This is a genomic window from Streptomyces sp. NPDC088746 (genome assembly GCF_044751065.1).
Lineage (GTDB): Bacteria > Actinomycetota > Actinomycetes > Streptomycetales > Streptomycetaceae > Streptomyces.
Genome location: NZ_JBIVLA010000006.1, coordinates 52,366 through 69,407 on the forward strand (window position 1 = coordinate 52,366; position 17,042 = coordinate 69,407).

Consider the following 17,042-nt stretch of genomic DNA (forward strand, 5'->3'; position numbering starts at 1 on the left):
GCCGGCCGGTGGATCCCCTCCAGGGGAATCTTCCGGCGGGGTCACGCGTTGTGACTGACGTATCGGACTTCTATCGACGTAAGGATCCAATGACCTCCTCTTCTTCCCTTCCCCAGGACGCGCAGGACGCGCAGAGTGCCACGGAAGCCAACTCCGAGAGCCTCACCGAGAGCCTTCGGGCCGACGCCCTGATGGAAGAGGACGTCGCCTGGAGCCACGAGATCGACGGAGAGCGGGACGGCGAGCAGCTCGACCGTTCCGAGCGTGCGGCTCTGCGCCGCGTGGCAGGCCTCTCCACCGAGCTCGAGGACGTCACCGAGGTCGAGTACCGACAGCTGCGCCTGGAGCGCGTGGTTCTCGTCGGTGTCTGGACATCGGGGACCGTCCGTGACGCGGAGATCTCCCTCGCGGAGCTCGCGGCCCTCGCCGAGACGGCGGGCGCCCAGGTGCTCGACGCCGTGTTCCAGCGGCGGGACAAGCCCGACCCGGCCACCTACATCGGCTCGGGCAAGGCGCTGGAGCTGCGCGACATCGTTCTCGAATCCGGGGCCGACACCGTCGTCTGCGACGGTGAGCTCAGCCCCGGCCAGCTGATCCACCTGGAAGACGTCGTCAAGGTCAAGGTGGTCGACAGGACCGCCCTGATCCTCGACATCTTCGCCCAGCACGCCAAGTCCCGGGAGGGCAAGGCGCAGGTGTCGCTGGCACAGATGCAGTACATGCTCCCGCGCCTGCGCGGCTGGGGTCAGTCGCTGTCCCGGCAGATGGGCGGCGGCGGTTCCAGCGGCGGCGGCGGCATGGCCACCCGTGGTCCTGGTGAGACCAAGATCGAGACGGACCGGCGACGGATCCGCGAGAAGATGGCGAAGATGCGCCGGGAGATCGCGGAGATGAAGACCGGCCGGGAGATCAAGCGCCAGGAGCGCAAGCGCAACAAGGTGCCCTCGGTGGCGATCGCCGGATACACCAACGCCGGGAAGTCGTCGCTGCTCAACCGGCTCACCGGCGCGGGCGTCCTCGTGGAGAACGCCCTGTTCGCGACCCTCGACCCGACCGTGCGCCGGGCCGAGACGCCGAGCGGCCGCATCTACACCCTGGCCGACACCGTCGGGTTCGTGCGGCACCTGCCGCACCACCTGGTCGAGGCGTTCCGCTCCACCATGGAGGAGGTCGGCGAGTCCGACCTGATCCTGCATGTGGTGGACGGTTCCCATCCGGTGCCGGAGGAGCAGCTCGCCGCCGTGCGCCAGGTGATCCGGGAGGTCGGCGCGGTCGACGTACCCGAGGTCGTCGTGATCAACAAGGCGGACGCGGCCGACCCGCTCGTGCTGCAGCGCCTGATGCGCGCCGAGAAGCACGCGATCGCGGTGTCGGCGCGTACCGGCGCCGGTATCGACGAGCTGCTCGCGCTCATCGACGCCGAGCTCCCGCGGCCGTCCGTGGAGATCGAGGCGCTCGTGCCCTACATCCAGGGTGCGCTCGTCTCCCGGGTGCACGCCGAGGGCGAGGTGATCTCCGAGGAGCACACGCCGGAGGGCACTCTGCTCAAGGCCCGGGTCCACGAGGAGCTCGCCGCGGAGCTCGCCGTCTTCGTGCCGGTGGCTCACTGACGCGTCGGACAAGCAGGAGGCCGGGCTCCCCTCGACGAGGGGAGCCCGGCCTCCTTGTGCTCCGGCCGGCAGCCGCCGGACCAGGGCCCGCGGCCTACCGGCCCGCGTACTTCTTGCTGACGGCCTCGTAGATGCCCTTGGCCTCCTCGCCCAGGCGGGGGCCTGCCAGCCAGCCCGCCGTCACCGGGCCGATGGAGGTGTTGGAGACGAGGGCCGGCTCACCGTCCTGGCCCTTCGCGACCCAGCCGCCCCCCGAGGAACCACCGGTCATCGTGCACCCGATGCGGTACATCGTCGGCTGCTCCTCGAAGACGGCCAGGCGGCCCGGCTCGTCGGTGCACTGCAGAGCCTTCTGACCGTCGAACGGCGGGGCCGCCGGATAGCCGGTCGCCGTCATGCTGTCGATCTCCGGGACGGCCGGGGCGTTGAAGTCGACCGGGAGTGCCGAACCGACGGTCTCCTCGAGGGACTTGCCCGTCGAACCCTTCTCCGGAGCGACCTGCAGCACCGCGAAGTCGTACGGTGCTCCCTGGCCGCCGGTCGCGGCACCCTGGTTGATCCACTGGTCGGAGGTCTGCGCCCACTGGCCCCACCACACGCCGTACGGAGCGATCTCCTCCTTCGTCGCGTTCTGCAGCTCGGCCGTCGACATACCGCTGTCGTTGTACGAGGGAACGAAGGCGATGTTGCGGTACCAGCCGCCGTTCTTGCCGGCGTGCACACAATGCCCGGCTGTCCAGACCATGTTGGACTTGCCCGGGTGGGCCGGGTCCTGCACCACGGTCGCAGAGCAGACCATCGAGCCCTCGGGCCCGTCGAACAGGAGCTTGCCGGACTCGGGCGCACTCGCGTGGTACGGCGTCCGCAGGTTCGCGGCCTCGACCGGCGCGGGGGTCGGGTCCGTCACGCCCTCGTCACCGGAGATGTCGTTGTCGACGGGGTTCTCCGGGGCCTTGTCGGCGTCCCGCATCCGCTCCGGGTCCCAGAGGTCCTCGATGATGGGGTTGACGTAGTCCTTGGCCTCACGCAGCCACTTGTCCCTGTCCCAGTTCTTCCACTCGCCGTCCCGCCACTTGTCGAGGTCGATCCCGTGCTCCTTGAGCCGGTCCTTGAGATCGTCCGGGATCACGACCTTCCCGTCGGAGGACTGGCCGGTGGAGCTGCTCGGCTCGCTGATCGCGCCGTCCTCCTCAGGCCCGCAGGCCGTGGCGGAGAGCGTCAGAAGAGCGGCAAGGGCGGTCGCGGCGAACACCCGAGGGGTGCGGCGGGCGCTCCCCCCGCGGTGAGCGGTATCGGTCGGGCGCATGGGTCGCATCTGGTGATCCCCCTGGGACTTCGTCACTGACTTCGGTACCGCACTGCGGACTTGGAGTACGCGGCAGGGCCGTCAGGCCACATCGCGGACCCTCGGAGCGGCGGCTCCGTGCCGAGTGCGGCCCCTACTATGCCGGTGCCGTGGGGGACGGTGCGCGGCAGGGCCACGGTTCCGCCCGCACAAGGATCTTCCGATTTACCCGTGATCTCCCGCGTTCCGCGTCGTTGGTACGTACGGGGGACACCCGGACAGCGTTCATCGGCGCAGTCCGCCCCGGGGGAGCGTACCGATGCGCAACGCAACTGTTACAGCAGGAGGACCGAGCAGCCGTGGCCGTGACCGAACCAGCTCCGGTGGTGCTTTCCCCTGCGCACGAAGGGATTCTGCGGCGTCAGGCACTACGTGAATCGGCGGCCCGCACCTATGCGCGGTCCCTGCCGATCGTGCCGGTACGCGCGCGGGGCATGACGATCGAGGGCGCGGACGGCCGACGCTATCTCGACTGTCTGTCAGGCGCGGGCACGCTGGCCCTCGGACACAACCACCCCGTGGTGCTCGAGGCCATCCGGAAGGTCATCGACTCCGGCGCACCCCTGCATGTGCTCGATCTCGCCACACCCGTCAAGGACGCCTTCACGACCGAGCTGTTCGCCACCCTGCCCCGTGAACTGGCCGACAACGCCCGGATCCAGTTCTGCGGTCCGGCCGGAACGGACGCCGTCGAGGCGGCCTTCAAGCTGGCCCGGGCAGCGAGCGGGCGCAGCGAACTCCTCGCCTTCACCGGCGCGTACCACGGAATGACCGCCGGTGCCCTGGCCGCTTCGGGCGGGGCCACGGACGTCCGGGTGACGCGGCTGCCCTTCCCGCAGAACTACCGCTGCCCCTTCGGAGCCGGCGGGGAGCGCGGCGCGGACATCGCCGCGCGCTGGACGGAATACCTCCTGGACGACCCGAAGGGCGGGGTGCCCGCCCCGGCCGCCATGATCCTGGAGCCGGTCCAGGGCGAGGGCGGGGTGAACCCGGCCCCGGACGGCTGGATGCGCCGGATGCGGGAGATCACCCAGGAGCGTTCCATCGCCCTGATCGCGGACGAGGTGCAGACCGGAGTCGGCAGGACCGGCACCTTCTGGGCGGTCGAGCACAGCGGTATCGTGCCGGACGTGATGGTGCTCTCGAAAGCCATCGGCGGCTCGCTGCCCCTCGCGGTGATCGTCTACCGCTCCGAGCTCGACCTCTGGCAGCCGGGCGCCCACGCCGGCACCTTCCGGGGCAACCAGCTGGCCATGGCGGCCGGCGCCGCGACCCTCGCCTACGTACGGGAGAACGGGCTCGCCCAACGCGCGGGGACACTCGGCGCGCGCATGCTCGCCCGGCTCCAGGCGCTCGGCGCGGACCATCCGAGCATCGGCGACGTCCGTGGCCGCGGCCTGATGATCGGCATCGAACTCGTCGACCCCGAGGCAGGGCCGCTCACCGTCACCGCCGAGAGCGGCTCCGCCCCGCCGCCCGATCCGGCCCTCGCCGCGGCGGTGCAGCAGGAGTGCCTGCGCCGCGGCCTCATCGTCGAACTCGGCGGACGCCACAGCGCCGTGGTGCGACTGCTCCCTCCCCTCACTCTCACCGACGAACAGGCCACGGCGGTCGTCGACCGCCTCGCCGACGCGCTGAGAGCGGCCGAGCGCTCTCCGTACCGCCGGGCCGCTGCCGGGCCGACCCGCTGATCCCGGACCCCTCACAAGGAAGACCGCCGTGAACCCCACCCCTGCGCCCGAGGCCGACGGCCCCCTCACCAGCCAGCAGCGAGGACATGACCTGCCGGAGGGCCCCCTCGCCGTCGAGTCGACGACCGTGCCGCGCCAGAAGGCCGGTCCGCACGGCGCCCCGCGTGCCGGTTCGGACGCCCTCACGGGCGCCGTCCCGGCGGACCGCCCCGTCGACACGGCGCGGGACCCGCTCGACCATCCGGACCCGCTCCGGGCTGCGGACGCGGCCGGCACGGAGAATCTGCTGCGCTGCTGGACCAGGGAGAACGACCTGCCCCGCCCCCGGGGAAACACCCTGCGCGTTCCGCTCCCCGCCAGCGGCACCGCCCTGCTCGTCCCGGTCGCCCACTGGTCCGCGACGGGCTGGCACCGCTTCGGGACGCCGTCCCTGGAGAACGCGCCCGACGGCGCCCGGGGCGTCGACGCCGTCACGGTGGCCGCGCTGCTCAGCCGGGAGAGCGAGCGGAACGCCGGTGTCGACCTGGTGGCCAGGGTGGCCGACTCCGTACGGCACACGGCGGCCTTCATCGCCGACCGGCGCCGCACACCCACCGCGCCGCCCGAGGCCGATCTCTTCCTCACCGCCGAGCAGTCCCTCGTCCTCGGTCACCCTCTGCACCCCACGCCCAAGAGCCGCGAAGGCCTCTCCGAGTCGGAGACGCTGCTCTACTCACCCGAGCTGCGCGGCTCCTTCCCGCTCCACTGGATGGCCGTGGACCGTTCCGTGCTGGCCACGGAGTCGGCGTGGACGAAGGCCGGCCGGCCGGTCTCGGCGGAGGCGCTCCTCGCACCACACTCCGAGGGGCTGGACCTCCCCGAAGGAACCGCGGCCCTCCCGCTCCACCCCTGGCAGGCCGCGGAGGTCCTGCGCCGCCCCGAGGTCGTCGCCCTGTGCGAGAAGGGCCTCCTGCACGACCTCGGCCCGTACGGCGAACGCTGGCACCCCACCTCGTCCGTCCGTACCGTGCACCGCCCCGGCTCCGACCTCATGCTGAAGCTGTCCCTGGGCGTACGCATCACCAACTCCCGCCGGGAGAACCTCCGTAAGGAGCTCCACCGCGGAGCCGAGGTGCACCGGCTGCTGCGCACCGGCCTCGCCGACCGCTGGCAGGAGGCGCACCCGGGCTTCGACATCGTCCGGGACCCGGCCTGGCTCGCCGTCGACCAACCGGACGGCAGCCCCGTCCCCGGCCTCGACGTGATGCTCCGCCACAATCCCTTCGGCCCCGCCGACGATGCCGTGTGCATCGCCGGACTCACCGCCCCGCGGCCGTGGCCCGGCCGTCCCGGCACGCACTCGCGGCTCGCCGACACGGTCTTCTCGCTGGCCGCGCGTACGGGCCGGACGACCGGGGCGGTGTGCGCCGAGTGGTTCCTGCGCTACCTCGACCGCGTCGTCCTCCCCGTCCTCTGGCTCGACGCCCACGCGGGTGTCGCCCTGGAGGCCCACCAGCAGAACACGCTCGTACTCCTGGACCCGGACGGCTGGCCCGTGGGCGGCAGGTACCGCGACAACCAGGGCTACTACTTCCGGGAGTCCCACCGGACCGCACTCGAGCGCCGGCTCCCGGGCATCGGTGCCGTCAGCGACACCTTCGTCACCGACGCCGTCACGGACGAACGGCTCGCCTACTACCTCGGCATCAACAACGTGTTCGGGCTGATCGGCGCCTTCGGTGCCCAGCGGCTCGCCGACGAGCAGCTGCTCCTCGCCGCGTTCCGCCGTTTTCTCGAAGGCACGGTCAAACTGGGATCCTCCCTGCCCGCCTACCTCCTGGAGACCGGCCAGCTCCGCTGCAAGGCCAACCTGCTGACCCGGATGCACGGCCTCGACGAACTCGTCGGCCCGGTCGACACCCAGTCCGTGTACGTCACCATCGCCAATCCGCTGACCAGCGGCACGGCATGACGGTCTGAACCAGCGAGAGGAGAGCGCCACGGTGCACCAAGCCGATGCCCACACCGGGACCGGTGCCGTCCCGCCCGACGGCACCGGCACCGAGGACACCCTTGAGCTGCGGCTCACCGAGGAGCTCCTCGCCCTGCTCGGTGACGGCTCGGCGGCGGCCGCCGCGAGGACCGACGCCTTCGCCCTCGTGGGAGACCCCGGCGGGTGGAGCCCCGTCACCACTCCCGCCGGGGCGTTCCAACTCGTCCCGGTGGAACCCGAACGCGACCTGGCGGTGATCAGCCGCTGGATGAACGACCCTGCGGTCGCCGCCTTCTGGGAGCTCGCAGGACCGGAGCAGGTCACCGCCGCGCACCTCCGCCGGCAGCTCGAAGGGGACGGCCGCAGCGTCCCCTGCCTCGGAGTCCTCGCCGGTACCCCCATGAGCTACTGGGAGATCTACCGCGCGGATCTGGACCCGCTCGCCCGCCACTACCCGGCACGGCCCCACGACATGGGAATCCACCTTCTCATCGGCGGTGTGGGCGACCGAGGACGGGGCATCGGCACCGTACTGCTCAGGGCCGTCGCCGATCTCGTACTCGACAACCGGCCGCACTGCGGACGTGTCGTCGCGGAGCCGGATCTGCGCAACACCCCTTCCGTTTCCGCATTCCTGCGCGCCGGCTTCCGCTTCTGCGCGGAAGTGGACCTTCCCGACAAGCGAGCCGCCCTGATGGTCCGCGACCGAGCGCACCGTGACCGCCTGTGAACAACTCGCCGCACCGCACAGCCTGCTCGAACCCCATCGGTCCCACCCGGAGGAGTCCCCGTGCCGACATATCCTGCGAGCCATCATCCGGCGAAGCCTCATACGCCGCTCGACACTCCGGAACTCAACCGGACCGACTGGGACCGGGCTGCGGCGAGGCTCCTCGCCAAGATGCTCGGTGAGTTCGCCTACGAGGAAGTCATCGAGCCCGTACCCGGGACGGACGACCGAGCGGGGCGGACCGGCGACTACACCCTGACGCTCGACGACGGCGCGACCCTGGGCTTCCACGCCCGGCGTGGTGTCTACGGAAGCTGGCGTGTCGACCCGGCGACGATCCGCGAGTTCTCCGCCGGGGGCACCGGGGCCGGCGGCACCCCCTTCCGGGACCCCCTGAGATTCCTCGCCCGAGGACGCCGTCTACTCGGTCTCGACGGTGCCACGCTCGGCCACCTCATCCGCGAGCTCACCGCCACTCTCACCGCCGACGCCCGCCTCGACCACACGGCGCTCACCGCGGCGCAGCTCGCCGAGCTCCCGTACGCCGAGCTCGAAGGACACCAGACAGGACACCCCTGGCTCGTGGCGAACAAGGGCCGTCTCGGATTCTCCGCCACCGACGCCGCCTGCTTCACACCGGAAGCGCGGTCCGCGACAGCGCTGCCCTGGATCGCCGTCAGCACCCGCATAGCGGGTTACCGGGGAGTGGGCCGTGTCGCCGCCCCCGGGGACCTCTACGACCAGGAGCTGGACCCGGGTATCCGGGAATCCTTCGCCGCGATCCTGCGCGGACGGGGGCTCGACCCCGCGGAATACCTGTTCCTCCCCGTGCATCCATGGCAGTGGGACGAATGGATCGTCCCCCTCTTCGCCCCCGCGATCGCGGACGCCGAGATCGTTCCTCTGCACACCGACGACGACCTCCGGCTGCCGCAGCAGTCCATCCGCACCTTCACCAACGTGGGACGGCCCGACCGGCACACGGTCAAGCTGCCCCTGTCGATCCTCAACACCCTGGTCTGGCGGGGCCTGCCGACCGAACGCACGCTCGCCGCCCCGGCCGTCACGGCGTGGGTCCAGGGGCTGTGCGAAGGCGACCCGTACCTCCGGGACACCTGCGGTGTCATCCTGCTCGGCGAGGTCGCCTCGGTGGCCGTCGAGCACCCGCTCTACGACCACCTCCCCGAGTCTCCGTACCAGTTCAAGGAGATCCTCGGAGCGATCTGGCGGGAGCCCCTCCAGCCGCGGCTGGCACCCGGCGAACGCGCCCGCACGCTGGCCTCGCTGCTGCACACGGACCCCGACGGCCGTTCCTTCACCGCCGAGCTCGTCGACCGCTCGGGGCTGGCCCCCGCCGCCTGGCTGGCCCGGCTCTTCACCGCGCTGCTGCCACCGCTGCTGCACTTCCTGTACCGCTACGGCACGGTCTTCTCCCCGCACGGCGAGAACGCCATCGTCGTCTTCGACGAGCACGACGTACCTGTGCGGCTCGCGATCAAGGACTTCGTCGACGACGTGAACGTCAGCGCCCGGCCGCTGCCGGAGCACGACACGATGCCCGCGCACGTCAGGGACATCCTGCTCACGGAGGACCCCTCCTTCCTCACCCAGTTCATCCACTCCGGTCTCTTCGTGGGCGTCTTCCGCTATCTGTCGCCTCTGTGCGAGGAACAACTGGACGTACCGGAGGGTGAATTCTGGTCACTCGTCCGTGCCGAGATCCTGAGGCACCATGCCCGGTTCCCCGACCTCAAGGAGCGGTTCGAGATCTTCGACATGCTGACGCCGACGATCGAGCGCCTGTGTCTCAACCGCAACCGTCTGCATCTGGACGGTTACCGCGACCGCCCGCAGCGCCCGCACGCCGCCGTCCACGGCTCCGTCCCCAATCCGCTCCACCCCTCCGCGTGAGTCCGGGAGCGATCGATGGTGTCAGTGGGGCGCCGTAGGGTGGACGGGCTATGACGAAGCCATCTCTCCCCGAGCTCCTCCACGCCGCCGTCACCGCCGTCGGCGGTACGGAACGCCCCGGCCAGGTCTCCATGGCCGAGGCCGTCGCCGAGGCTGTCGACGACAACGCCCACCTGCTCGTCCAGGCCGGCACCGGCACGGGCAAGTCCCTCGGCTACCTGGTGCCTGCACTGGCCCACGGCGAGCGGGTCGTGGTGGCCACGGCGACCCTGGCCCTCCAGCGCCAGCTGGTGGAGCGGGACCTTCCGCGTACGGTCGACGCGCTGCACCCGCTGCTGCGCCGTCGGCCTCAGTTCGCGATGCTCAAGGGCCGGTCGAACTACCTCTGTCTGCACCGGCTCCACGAAGGGGCACCGCAGGACGAGGAGGAAGGGCTCTTCGACCAGTTCGAAGCGGCGGCGCCGTCGAGCAAGCTGGGCCAGGACCTGCTGCGTCTGCGGGACTGGTCGGACGAGACGGAGACCGGCGACCGGGACGACCTGACGCCGGGTGTCTCGGACCGCGCCTGGTCCCAGATCTCCGTCTCCTCGCGCGAGTGCCTCGGCGCCACCAAGTGCGCGTACGGCGCCGAGTGCTTCGCTGAGGCGGCCAGGGAGAGGGCCAAGCTCGCCGATGTCGTCGTCACGAACCACGCCCTGCTCGCGATCGACGCCATCGAAGGCGCCCCGGTGCTCCCCAAGCACGAGGTGCTCATCGTCGACGAGGCCCATGAGCTGGTCTCCCGGGTCACCGGGGTCGCCACCGGTGAGCTCACCCCTGGCCAGGTCAACAGGGCGGTGCGCCGAGCGGCGAAGCTGGTCAACGAGAAGGCGGCCGACGCCCTGCTGACCGCGTCCGAGGGATTCGAGCGGGTCATGGAGCTGGCGCTCCCCGGACGCCTCGAAGAGGTGCCCGAAGACCTCGGCTACGCACTGATGGCCCTGCGTGACGCCGCGCGTACGGTGATCTCCGCTCTCGGGGGGACCCGCGACAAGAACGTCCAGGACGAGGACGCGGTACGCAAGCAGGCCATGGCGTCGGTCGAGTCCATCCACAGTGTCGCGGAGCGCATCACCCAGGGCTCCGAGTACGACGTCGTCTGGTACGAGCGCCATGACCGCTTCGGGGCGTCGGTGCGGGTCGCGCCGCTGTCCGTGTCCGGGCTGCTGAGGGAGAAGCTGTTCGCCGACCGCTCGGTGGTGCTGACCTCGGCCACCCTCAAGCTCGGCGGCGATTTCAACGGAGTGGGGGCCTCACTCGGTCTCGCGCCCGAGGGCACGGCGGGTGACGACATCCCGCAGTGGAAGGGGCTCGACGTCGGCTCGCCCTTCGACTACCCGAAGCAGGGCATTCTGTACGTCGCCCGGCACCTGGCCACGCCCGGCCGGGAGGGCTCCCGCACCGACATGCTCGACGAGCTCGCGGAGCTGGTGGAGGCGGCGGGCGGCCGCACCCTGGGCCTGTTCTCGTCCATGCGGGCGGCCCAGGCCGCAGCCGAGGAGCTGCGTGGCAGGCAGGACAAGCCGATCCTGCTGCAGGGCGAGGAGACACTCGGCGAGCTGATCAAGAATTTCGCGGCGGACCCCGAGACGTGCCTGTTCGGGACGCTGTCCCTCTGGCAGGGCGTCGATGTCCCCGGTCCGAGCTGTCAGCTCGTGATCATGGACCGGATTCCGTTCCCCCGGCCGGACGACCCGCTGATGAGCGCCCGGCAGAAGGCGGTCGAGGACGCGGGCGGCAACGGGTTCATGGCGGTGGCGGCGACCCATGCGGCGCTGCTGATGGCACAGGGCGCGGGCCGGCTCGTGCGGGCCATGGGCGACAAGGGCGTGGTCGCGGTGCTGGACCCCCGGCTGGCCAACGCGCGGTACGGGAGCTATCTCCGCGCCTCGCTGCCCGACTTCTGGTACACCACGGACCGCAACCAGGCGCGGCGCTCGCTCGCGGCCATCGACGCGGCGGCCAAGACCGCTCAGTGAGCACCGCGGACGCGCCAGGGCCCCGGGATCGGCGCAGGGATCCCGGGGCCCAGTCCGAACCGGCGGAACTCACACCCGCCGCAGCACCGCCACGACCTTGCCCAGGATCGTCGCCTCGTCACCGGGGATCGGCTGGTAGGCGGAGTTGTGCGGGAGCAGCCATACATGGCCGTCCTCGCGCTTGAACCGCTTGACCGTGGCCTCGCCGTCCAGCATGGCTGCCACGATGTCGCCGTTCTCCGCGACCGGCTGGCGCCGGACCGTGACCCAGTCCCCGTCCATGATCGCCGCCTCGATCATCGAGTCACCGACGACCTTCAGCACGAAGAGCTCGCCGTCACCGACGAGCTGGCGGGGGAGCGGGAAGACGTCCTCGACGGACTCCTCGGCGAGGATCGGCCCGCCGGCGGCGATCCGGCCGACCAGCGGCACGTACGACGCCGCGGGCTTCCCGGTGGTGTCGGTCGGCTGGGTGCTGGGCTGGTCCGAGCCCCGGACCTCGTAGGCGCGCGGCCGGTGAGGGTCGCGGCGCAGGAAGCCCTTGCGCTCCAGAGCCATCAGCTGGTGGGCGACGGACGAGGTGCTCGAGAGCCCCACCGCCTGGCCGATCTCGCGCATCGACGGGGGATAGCCCCGCCGCTGCACGGAATCCCGGATCACCTCGATCACACGCCGCTGCCGGTCAGTGAGCCCGGAGCTGTCCGCCCGGATTCCAGGAGGTCGGCCGGGCAAGGAGCGTGCGGGGCGTGTGGGCTCCGGCCCCTCCGCGTTCATGACTGAGTCATTCATGGCATGCACCGGCTCAAGTCGGCTCTGGGAGCGGTGGTCCTGGGCAGTGATGGTGGCACTGTCTGCGGTGGTGGTCACGTCGGCCCCTCTCGAATGGTCTCCCTAGTTAGGCAACGGTAGTAGCTTTCGAAAGGTTGCGCCAAACACACGTTCGAGTGAAAAACAAATAAAGGGCTGTCGCGCGCTTGCCGAGAGGTGTATGAGCTGAATGCGGCGGACCGGAATCGTGCGCGGTTCCCGGGAGCCACGCTAGCGTTCCGCCGGTCCGTTCCCGTGCGCGGGGGTGGGTCCCCGGCGTGCCGCGGTGGGCCCTCCGGGGCTCGTCCCGGGCTGCCTGCCGGACGGCCCCCGCAGCCCGGGCGTGTGTGCGTTTCCCGTACCCTCGTGCCGGGCCGTAGGCTGCCACCCGGCCTCGGGGGAGCGCGACACGCGCGGGGGTGAAGGTGGAGCAAAACCCTAGATGTAGTGGTCGCCTTGCTGTCGCCGCCCATAAGTAGTGGTCCCCGGTCCGCCGGGGTCGAGTTCATCGCCTATGCTGGTGACTGTCCTCAGGGGCCCTGAACAGGGCACGGAGGGCTATTCAGTCGTGCTGTGAGGGAGGGTTCGGAGACATGCACTGCCCCTTCTGCAGGCACCCCGACAGTCGGGTCGTGGACAGTCGCACGACGGACGACGGGACGTCGATCCGACGGCGCCGTCAGTGCCCCGACTGCTCCCGTCGCTTCACGACGGTGGAGACCTGCTCGCTGATGGTGGTCAAGCGCAGTGGCGTGACCGAGCCCTTCAGCCGCACCAAGGTCATCTCGGGGGTCCGCAAGGCATGCCAGGGCCGGCCCGTCACCGAGGACGCACTGGCGAAGCTCGGCCAGCGGGTCGAGGAAGCCGTGCGGGCCACGGGGAGCGCCGAGCTGACGACGCACGACGTGGGTCTGGCCATACTCGGTCCCTTGCAGGAGCTCGACCTCGTCGCGTACCTGCGTTTCGCATCGGTGTACCGGGCGTTCAACTCCCTCGAAGACTTCGAGACCGCGATCACGGAGCTCCGTGAAGAGCGGCCCCGCGCAGAGCAATGCGGGAGCGGCGAGACCCTCGAGGTCCCCGCGCCCGCCGCAGTCGCCGCTGATTGATCACCGAGCCGGCCGCCAGGGGCGGCGGAGCCGGCGGCAGGCGGCACCAGACCTGTTCCGAGACGCCCCGCGTGGCGTCAGGAGCATCAGACACACACTGTGCCCTGGGAAGAACTGGGCACTTCAGGGCGTTTTTGCCCACATATGGGAGGCGGCATGACAGAGACGGCGAGCGGCCCGGCACGAGGTTCCCGCACCAAGGGAACCAAGTCGACTGCGACCAAGCAGGGCCTGCGCATCGAGCGCATCCACACGACTCCCGGCGTGCATCCGTACGACGAGGTCGCGTGGGAGCGCCGTGACGTCGTCATGACCAACTGGCGCGACGGCTCGATCAACTTCGAGCAGCGTGGCGTCGAGTTCCCCGACTTCTGGTCGGTGAACGCGGTCAACATCGTCACCAGCAAGTACTTCCGGGGTGCTGTCGGCACGCCGCAGCGCGAGACCGGTCTGCGACAGCTGATCGACCGGATCGTGAAGACGTACCGGAAGGCCGGCGAGGACTACAACTACTTCGCCTCTCCCGCCGACGCCGAGATCTTCGAGCACGAGCTGGCGTACGCCCTCCTGCACCAGATCTTCAGCTTCAACTCCCCGGTCTGGTTCAACGTCGGAACGCCCCAGCCGCAGCAGGTCTCGGCCTGCTTCATCCTGGCCGTCGACGACTCCATGGAGTCGATCCTCGACTGGTACAAGGAAGAGGGCATGATCTTCAAGGGCGGCTCCGGTGCCGGCCTGAACCTGTCCCGCATCCGCTCCTCCAAGGAGCTGCTCTCCTCCGGCGGCAACGCCTCCGGCCCGGTCTCCTTCATGCGGGGTGCCGACGCCTCCGCGGGAACGATCAAGTCGGGTGGCGCCACGCGCCGCGCGGCCAAGATGGTCATCCTCGATGTCGACCACCCCGACATCGAGAACTTCATCGAGACCAAGGTGAAGGAGGAGGAGAAGATCCGCGCCCTGCGCGACGCGGGCTTCGACATGGACCTGGGTGGCGACGACATCACGTCCGTCCAGTACCAGAACGCCAACAACTCGGTCCGCGTGAACGACGAGTTCATGAAGGCCGTCGAGTCCGGCGGGAAGTTCGGCCTGCGCGCCCGTATGACCGGTGACGTCATCGAAGAGGTCGAGGCCAAGTCCCTCTTCCGCAAGATGGCCGAGGCGGCCTGGGCCTGCGCCGACCCGGGCATCCAGTACGACGACACCATCAACCAGTGGCACACCTGCCCGGAGTCCGGCCGGATCAACGGCTCGAACCCCTGCAGCGAGTACATGCACCTGGACAACACCTCGTGCAACCTCGCCTCGCTGAACCTGATGAAGTTCCTCAAGGACGACGGTGAGGGCCACCAGTCCTTCCAGGCCGAGCGCTTCGCCAAGGTCGTCGAGCTGGTCATCACCGCGATGGACATCTCGATCTGCTTCGCGGACTTCCCGACCCAGAAGATCGGCGAGAACACCCGCGCCTACCGCCAGCTGGGCATCGGCTACGCCAACCTGGGCGCCCTGCTGATGGCCACCGGGCACGCGTACGACAGCGACGGCGGCCGTGCGCTCGCCGGCGCGATCACCTCGCTGATGACCGGTACGTCCTACCGGCGCTCCGCCGAGCTCGCCGCGGTCGTCGGCCCGTACGACGGCTACGCCCGCAACGCCGAGCCGCACCAGCGCGTCATGAAGCAGCACTCGGACGCCAACGCCGTGGCCGTCCACGCCGACGACCTGGACTCGCCGGTCTGGGCCGCCGCCACGGAGGCCTGGCAGGACGTGCTCCGCCTGGGCGCGAAGAACGGCTTCCGCAACGCCCAGGCGTCGGTCATCGCCCCGACCGGCACCATCGGTCTCGCGATGTCCTGCGACACCACCGGCCTCGAGCCCGACCTCGCCCTGGTCAAGTTCAAGAAGCTCGTCGGCGGCGGCTCGATGCAGATCGTCAACGGCACGGTCCCGCAGGCCCTGCGCCGTCTCGGCTACCAGCCGGAGCAGATCGAGGCGATCGTCGCCCACATCGCCGACAACGGCAACGTGATCGACGCCCCCGGTCTCAAGACCGAGCACTACGAGGTCTTCGACTGCGCGATGGGTGAGCGTTCCATCTCGGCCATGGGCCACGTCCGGATGATGGCGGCCATCCAGCCGTGGATCTCCGGCGCGCTGTCCAAGACGGTGAACCTGCCGGAGACGGCCACCGTCGAGGACGTCGAGGAGGTCTACTTCGAGGCGTGGAAGATGGGCGTCAAGGCGCTCGCGATCTACCGCGACAACTGCAAGGTCGGCCAGCCCCTCTCCACCAAGAAGTGGGAGGAGAAGAAGGACGACGTGACCGCGAAGACCGAGGACACCATCCGTGCCGCGGTCGAGAAGGTCGTCGAGTACCGCCCGGTCCGCAAGCGTCTGCCCAAGGGCCGTCCCGGCATCACCACCTCCTTCACGGTGGGCGGAGCCGAGGGTTACATGACCGCCAACTCCTACCCGGACGACGGTCTCGGTGAGGTCTTCCTGAAGATGTCCAAGCAGGGTTCCACCCTCGCGGGCATGATGGACGCCTTCTCGATCGCGGTCTCGGTCGGTCTGCAGTACGGCGTGCCGCTGGAGACCTACGTCTCCAAGTTCACCAACATGCGCTTCGAGCCGGCCGGTATGACGGACGACCCGGACGTGCGGATGGCGCAGTCGATCGTCGACTACATCTTCCGCCGCCTGGCGCTCGACTTCCTGCCCTTCGAGACGCGCTCCGCTCTCGGCATCCACTCGGCCGAGGAGCGTCAGCGTCACCTGGACACCGGTTCGTACGAGCCCGCTTTCGGGGAGGGCGACCTCGACCCGGAGAGCCTGGCCCAGTCCGCTCCTGTGCACGTGGAGCCGCTGAAGGCCGTCGCGTCGCCCGAGGAGAGCGCCGCGGAGAAGCCGGCCCCCAGGACCGCGCACACCTCGGCCGAACTGGTCGAGATGCAGCTCGGCATCAGCGCGGACGCGCCGCTGTGCTTCTCGTGCGGTACGAAGATGCAGCGCGCCGGGTCCTGCTACATCTGCGAGGGCTGCGGCTCGACCAGCGGCTGCAGCTGAGGGTGAGCGGAGCCGTACCGGACGGGATGTCCGGTGCGGTCCGCCCGGGCAGCTGACCAGCAGCTCACGAGGGGGACCGGCCGGTGGCCGGTCCCCTTCGGGCTGCCGGCCGTGGCGAGCGGGACCCGGTCATGCGCCCGGGCGGTTCCCCATCTCCGTGGCGAACGAGCCGGGATCGCCGTCGAACCCGCGGACGGAGCCGTGGAAGCCCCAGGCCCCGGAGGTGTCCCGGACGAATTCCGCGACGACAGCCGCGGTGGCTGCCGGCACCGCGGAGAAGTCGTCCTCCGCCAGGTTCGTGTAGCCCTCGCGGATCTGTACGGCCGTGTGCTCTATCTGACCGAAGGTCTTGTGTCCGTCGCGCTGCTGGATGGCCACGCCGACCACCACCCTGGCGTACGCGTCCGACAGCCGGTCCAGTTCGAGGGTCATGACCTCGTCGAAGCCGAAGCCCTGTCCCGTCCGGCTGTCCCGGTTCAGCGTGATCGTCCCGTCCGGTGACCTGCTGTCGAAGTGCACGAGATAGACGGGACTGCCGTAGGGCGCTTCCGCCCCGTAGGTGGCCGCGATGATGTCGAGGTCGTTGGCGGGCTCACCGAAGTCGCTGGGGTCCCATTTGACCCTCACCTCGACCTTCTCTATGTCCTTGTTGGGAGTGCTCATCGGACGTGCCTCCTCGCTGCTGGACCGACGGACCGCTTGCCTCCTCAGATCATGTCCGTAACTGTCCGTGGAACCAACCGCGTTGCAAACGGGCGTCGTATTCGGGCCATCGTGTGGCCG

11 protein-coding genes are annotated in these 17,042 nt (G+C 70.1%); 8 read left to right on the forward strand and 3 right to left on the reverse strand.

Going from position 1 to position 17,042, the window contains the following annotated elements:
• Positions 1-89 precede the first annotated feature (89 nt).
• Positions 90-1,610, forward strand: a complete 1,521-nt coding sequence (hflX, locus tag ACIP63_RS25395) for a GTPase HflX (protein WP_401519698.1) — start codon at positions 90-92, stop codon at positions 1,608-1,610.
• 94 nt (positions 1,611-1,704) lie between these two features.
• On the opposite strand, the gene ACIP63_RS25400 is transcribed toward hflX, so the two are convergent.
• Positions 1,705-2,916, reverse strand: a complete 1,212-nt coding sequence (locus tag ACIP63_RS25400) for a trypsin-like serine peptidase (protein ID WP_401519701.1) — start codon at positions 2,914-2,916, stop codon at positions 1,705-1,707.
• A gap of 338 nt (positions 2,917-3,254) precedes the next feature.
• Between ACIP63_RS25400 and ACIP63_RS25405 the strand changes: the two genes are divergently transcribed.
• From ACIP63_RS25405 to ACIP63_RS25425, 5 genes are read left to right on the forward strand one after another with little or no spacing between them, the layout of a single operon-like run.
• Entirely contained in the window at positions 3,255-4,646 is a 1,392-nt protein-coding gene (locus ACIP63_RS25405) for a diaminobutyrate--2-oxoglutarate transaminase family protein (RefSeq protein WP_401519704.1), read from the forward strand.
• Positions 4,647-4,674: 28 nt separating this feature from the next.
• Positions 4,675-6,597: an IucA/IucC family protein gene (locus tag ACIP63_RS25410; RefSeq protein WP_401519707.1), complete on the forward strand. Its 1,923-nt coding sequence runs from the start codon at positions 4,675-4,677 to the stop codon at positions 6,595-6,597.
• Between the two features lie 31 nt (positions 6,598-6,628).
• A complete protein-coding gene (locus ACIP63_RS25415; RefSeq protein WP_401519710.1) occupies positions 6,629-7,348 on the forward strand; it encodes a GNAT family N-acetyltransferase in 720 nt (239 codons plus the stop codon).
• A gap of 60 nt (positions 7,349-7,408) precedes the next feature.
• The gene (locus ACIP63_RS25420; protein WP_401519713.1) at positions 7,409-9,259 is read left to right on the forward strand and encodes an IucA/IucC family protein; all 1,851 of its coding nucleotides are present in this window, start codon (positions 7,409-7,411) and stop codon (positions 9,257-9,259) included.
• A gap of 50 nt (positions 9,260-9,309) precedes the next feature.
• Positions 9,310-11,277 carry an ATP-dependent DNA helicase gene (locus ACIP63_RS25425; RefSeq protein WP_401519715.1) on the forward strand — a complete coding sequence of 656 codons (1,968 nt, stop codon included), beginning with the start codon at positions 9,310-9,312 and terminating at the stop codon, positions 11,275-11,277.
• A 69-nt stretch (positions 11,278-11,346) separates the two neighbouring features.
• Here ACIP63_RS25425 and lexA read toward each other — a convergent pair whose 3' ends face one another.
• Positions 11,347-12,144: a transcriptional repressor LexA gene (gene lexA, locus ACIP63_RS25430; protein ID WP_104789571.1), complete on the reverse strand. Its 798-nt coding sequence runs from the start codon at positions 12,142-12,144 to the stop codon at positions 11,347-11,349.
• Positions 12,145-12,677: 533 nt separating this feature from the next.
• Here lexA and nrdR point away from each other — a divergent pair.
• Positions 12,678-13,193 (forward strand): transcriptional regulator NrdR, encoded by a 516-nt coding sequence (gene nrdR / locus ACIP63_RS25435; RefSeq protein ID WP_401519720.1) that lies wholly within the window; start codon positions 12,678-12,680, stop codon positions 13,191-13,193.
• A 156-nt stretch (positions 13,194-13,349) separates the two neighbouring features.
• Complete coding sequence (locus ACIP63_RS25440) at positions 13,350-16,259, forward strand: vitamin B12-dependent ribonucleotide reductase (RefSeq protein ID WP_401519723.1); 2,910 nt, start codon at positions 13,350-13,352, stop codon at positions 16,257-16,259.
• Between the two features lie 129 nt (positions 16,260-16,388).
• Here ACIP63_RS25440 and ACIP63_RS25445 read toward each other — a convergent pair whose 3' ends face one another.
• On the reverse strand, positions 16,389-16,922 hold the full coding sequence (locus tag ACIP63_RS25445; RefSeq protein WP_401519726.1) for a TerD family protein: 534 nt from the start codon (positions 16,920-16,922) through the stop codon (positions 16,389-16,391).
• Between the last annotated feature and the right edge of the window lie 120 nt (positions 16,923-17,042).

Excerpts from the sequence above, each read along its gene's own strand:
- hflX (WP_401519698.1), top strand. The coding sequence starts at position 90 with ATGACCTCCTCTTCTTCCCTTCCCCAGGACGCGCAGGACGCGCAGAGT.
- ACIP63_RS25400 (WP_401519701.1), bottom strand. The coding sequence starts at position 2,916 with ATGCGCCCGACCGATACCGCTCACCGCGGGGGGAGCGCCCGCCGCACC.
- ACIP63_RS25425 (WP_401519715.1), top strand. The coding sequence starts at position 9,310 with ATGACGAAGCCATCTCTCCCCGAGCTCCTCCACGCCGCCGTCACCGCC.
- nrdR (WP_401519720.1), top strand. The coding sequence starts at position 12,678 with ATGCACTGCCCCTTCTGCAGGCACCCCGACAGTCGGGTCGTGGACAGT.
- ACIP63_RS25440 (WP_401519723.1), top strand. The coding sequence starts at position 13,350 with ATGACAGAGACGGCGAGCGGCCCGGCACGAGGTTCCCGCACCAAGGGA.
- ACIP63_RS25445 (WP_401519726.1), bottom strand. The coding sequence starts at position 16,922 with ATGAGCACTCCCAACAAGGACATAGAGAAGGTCGAGGTGAGGGTCAAA.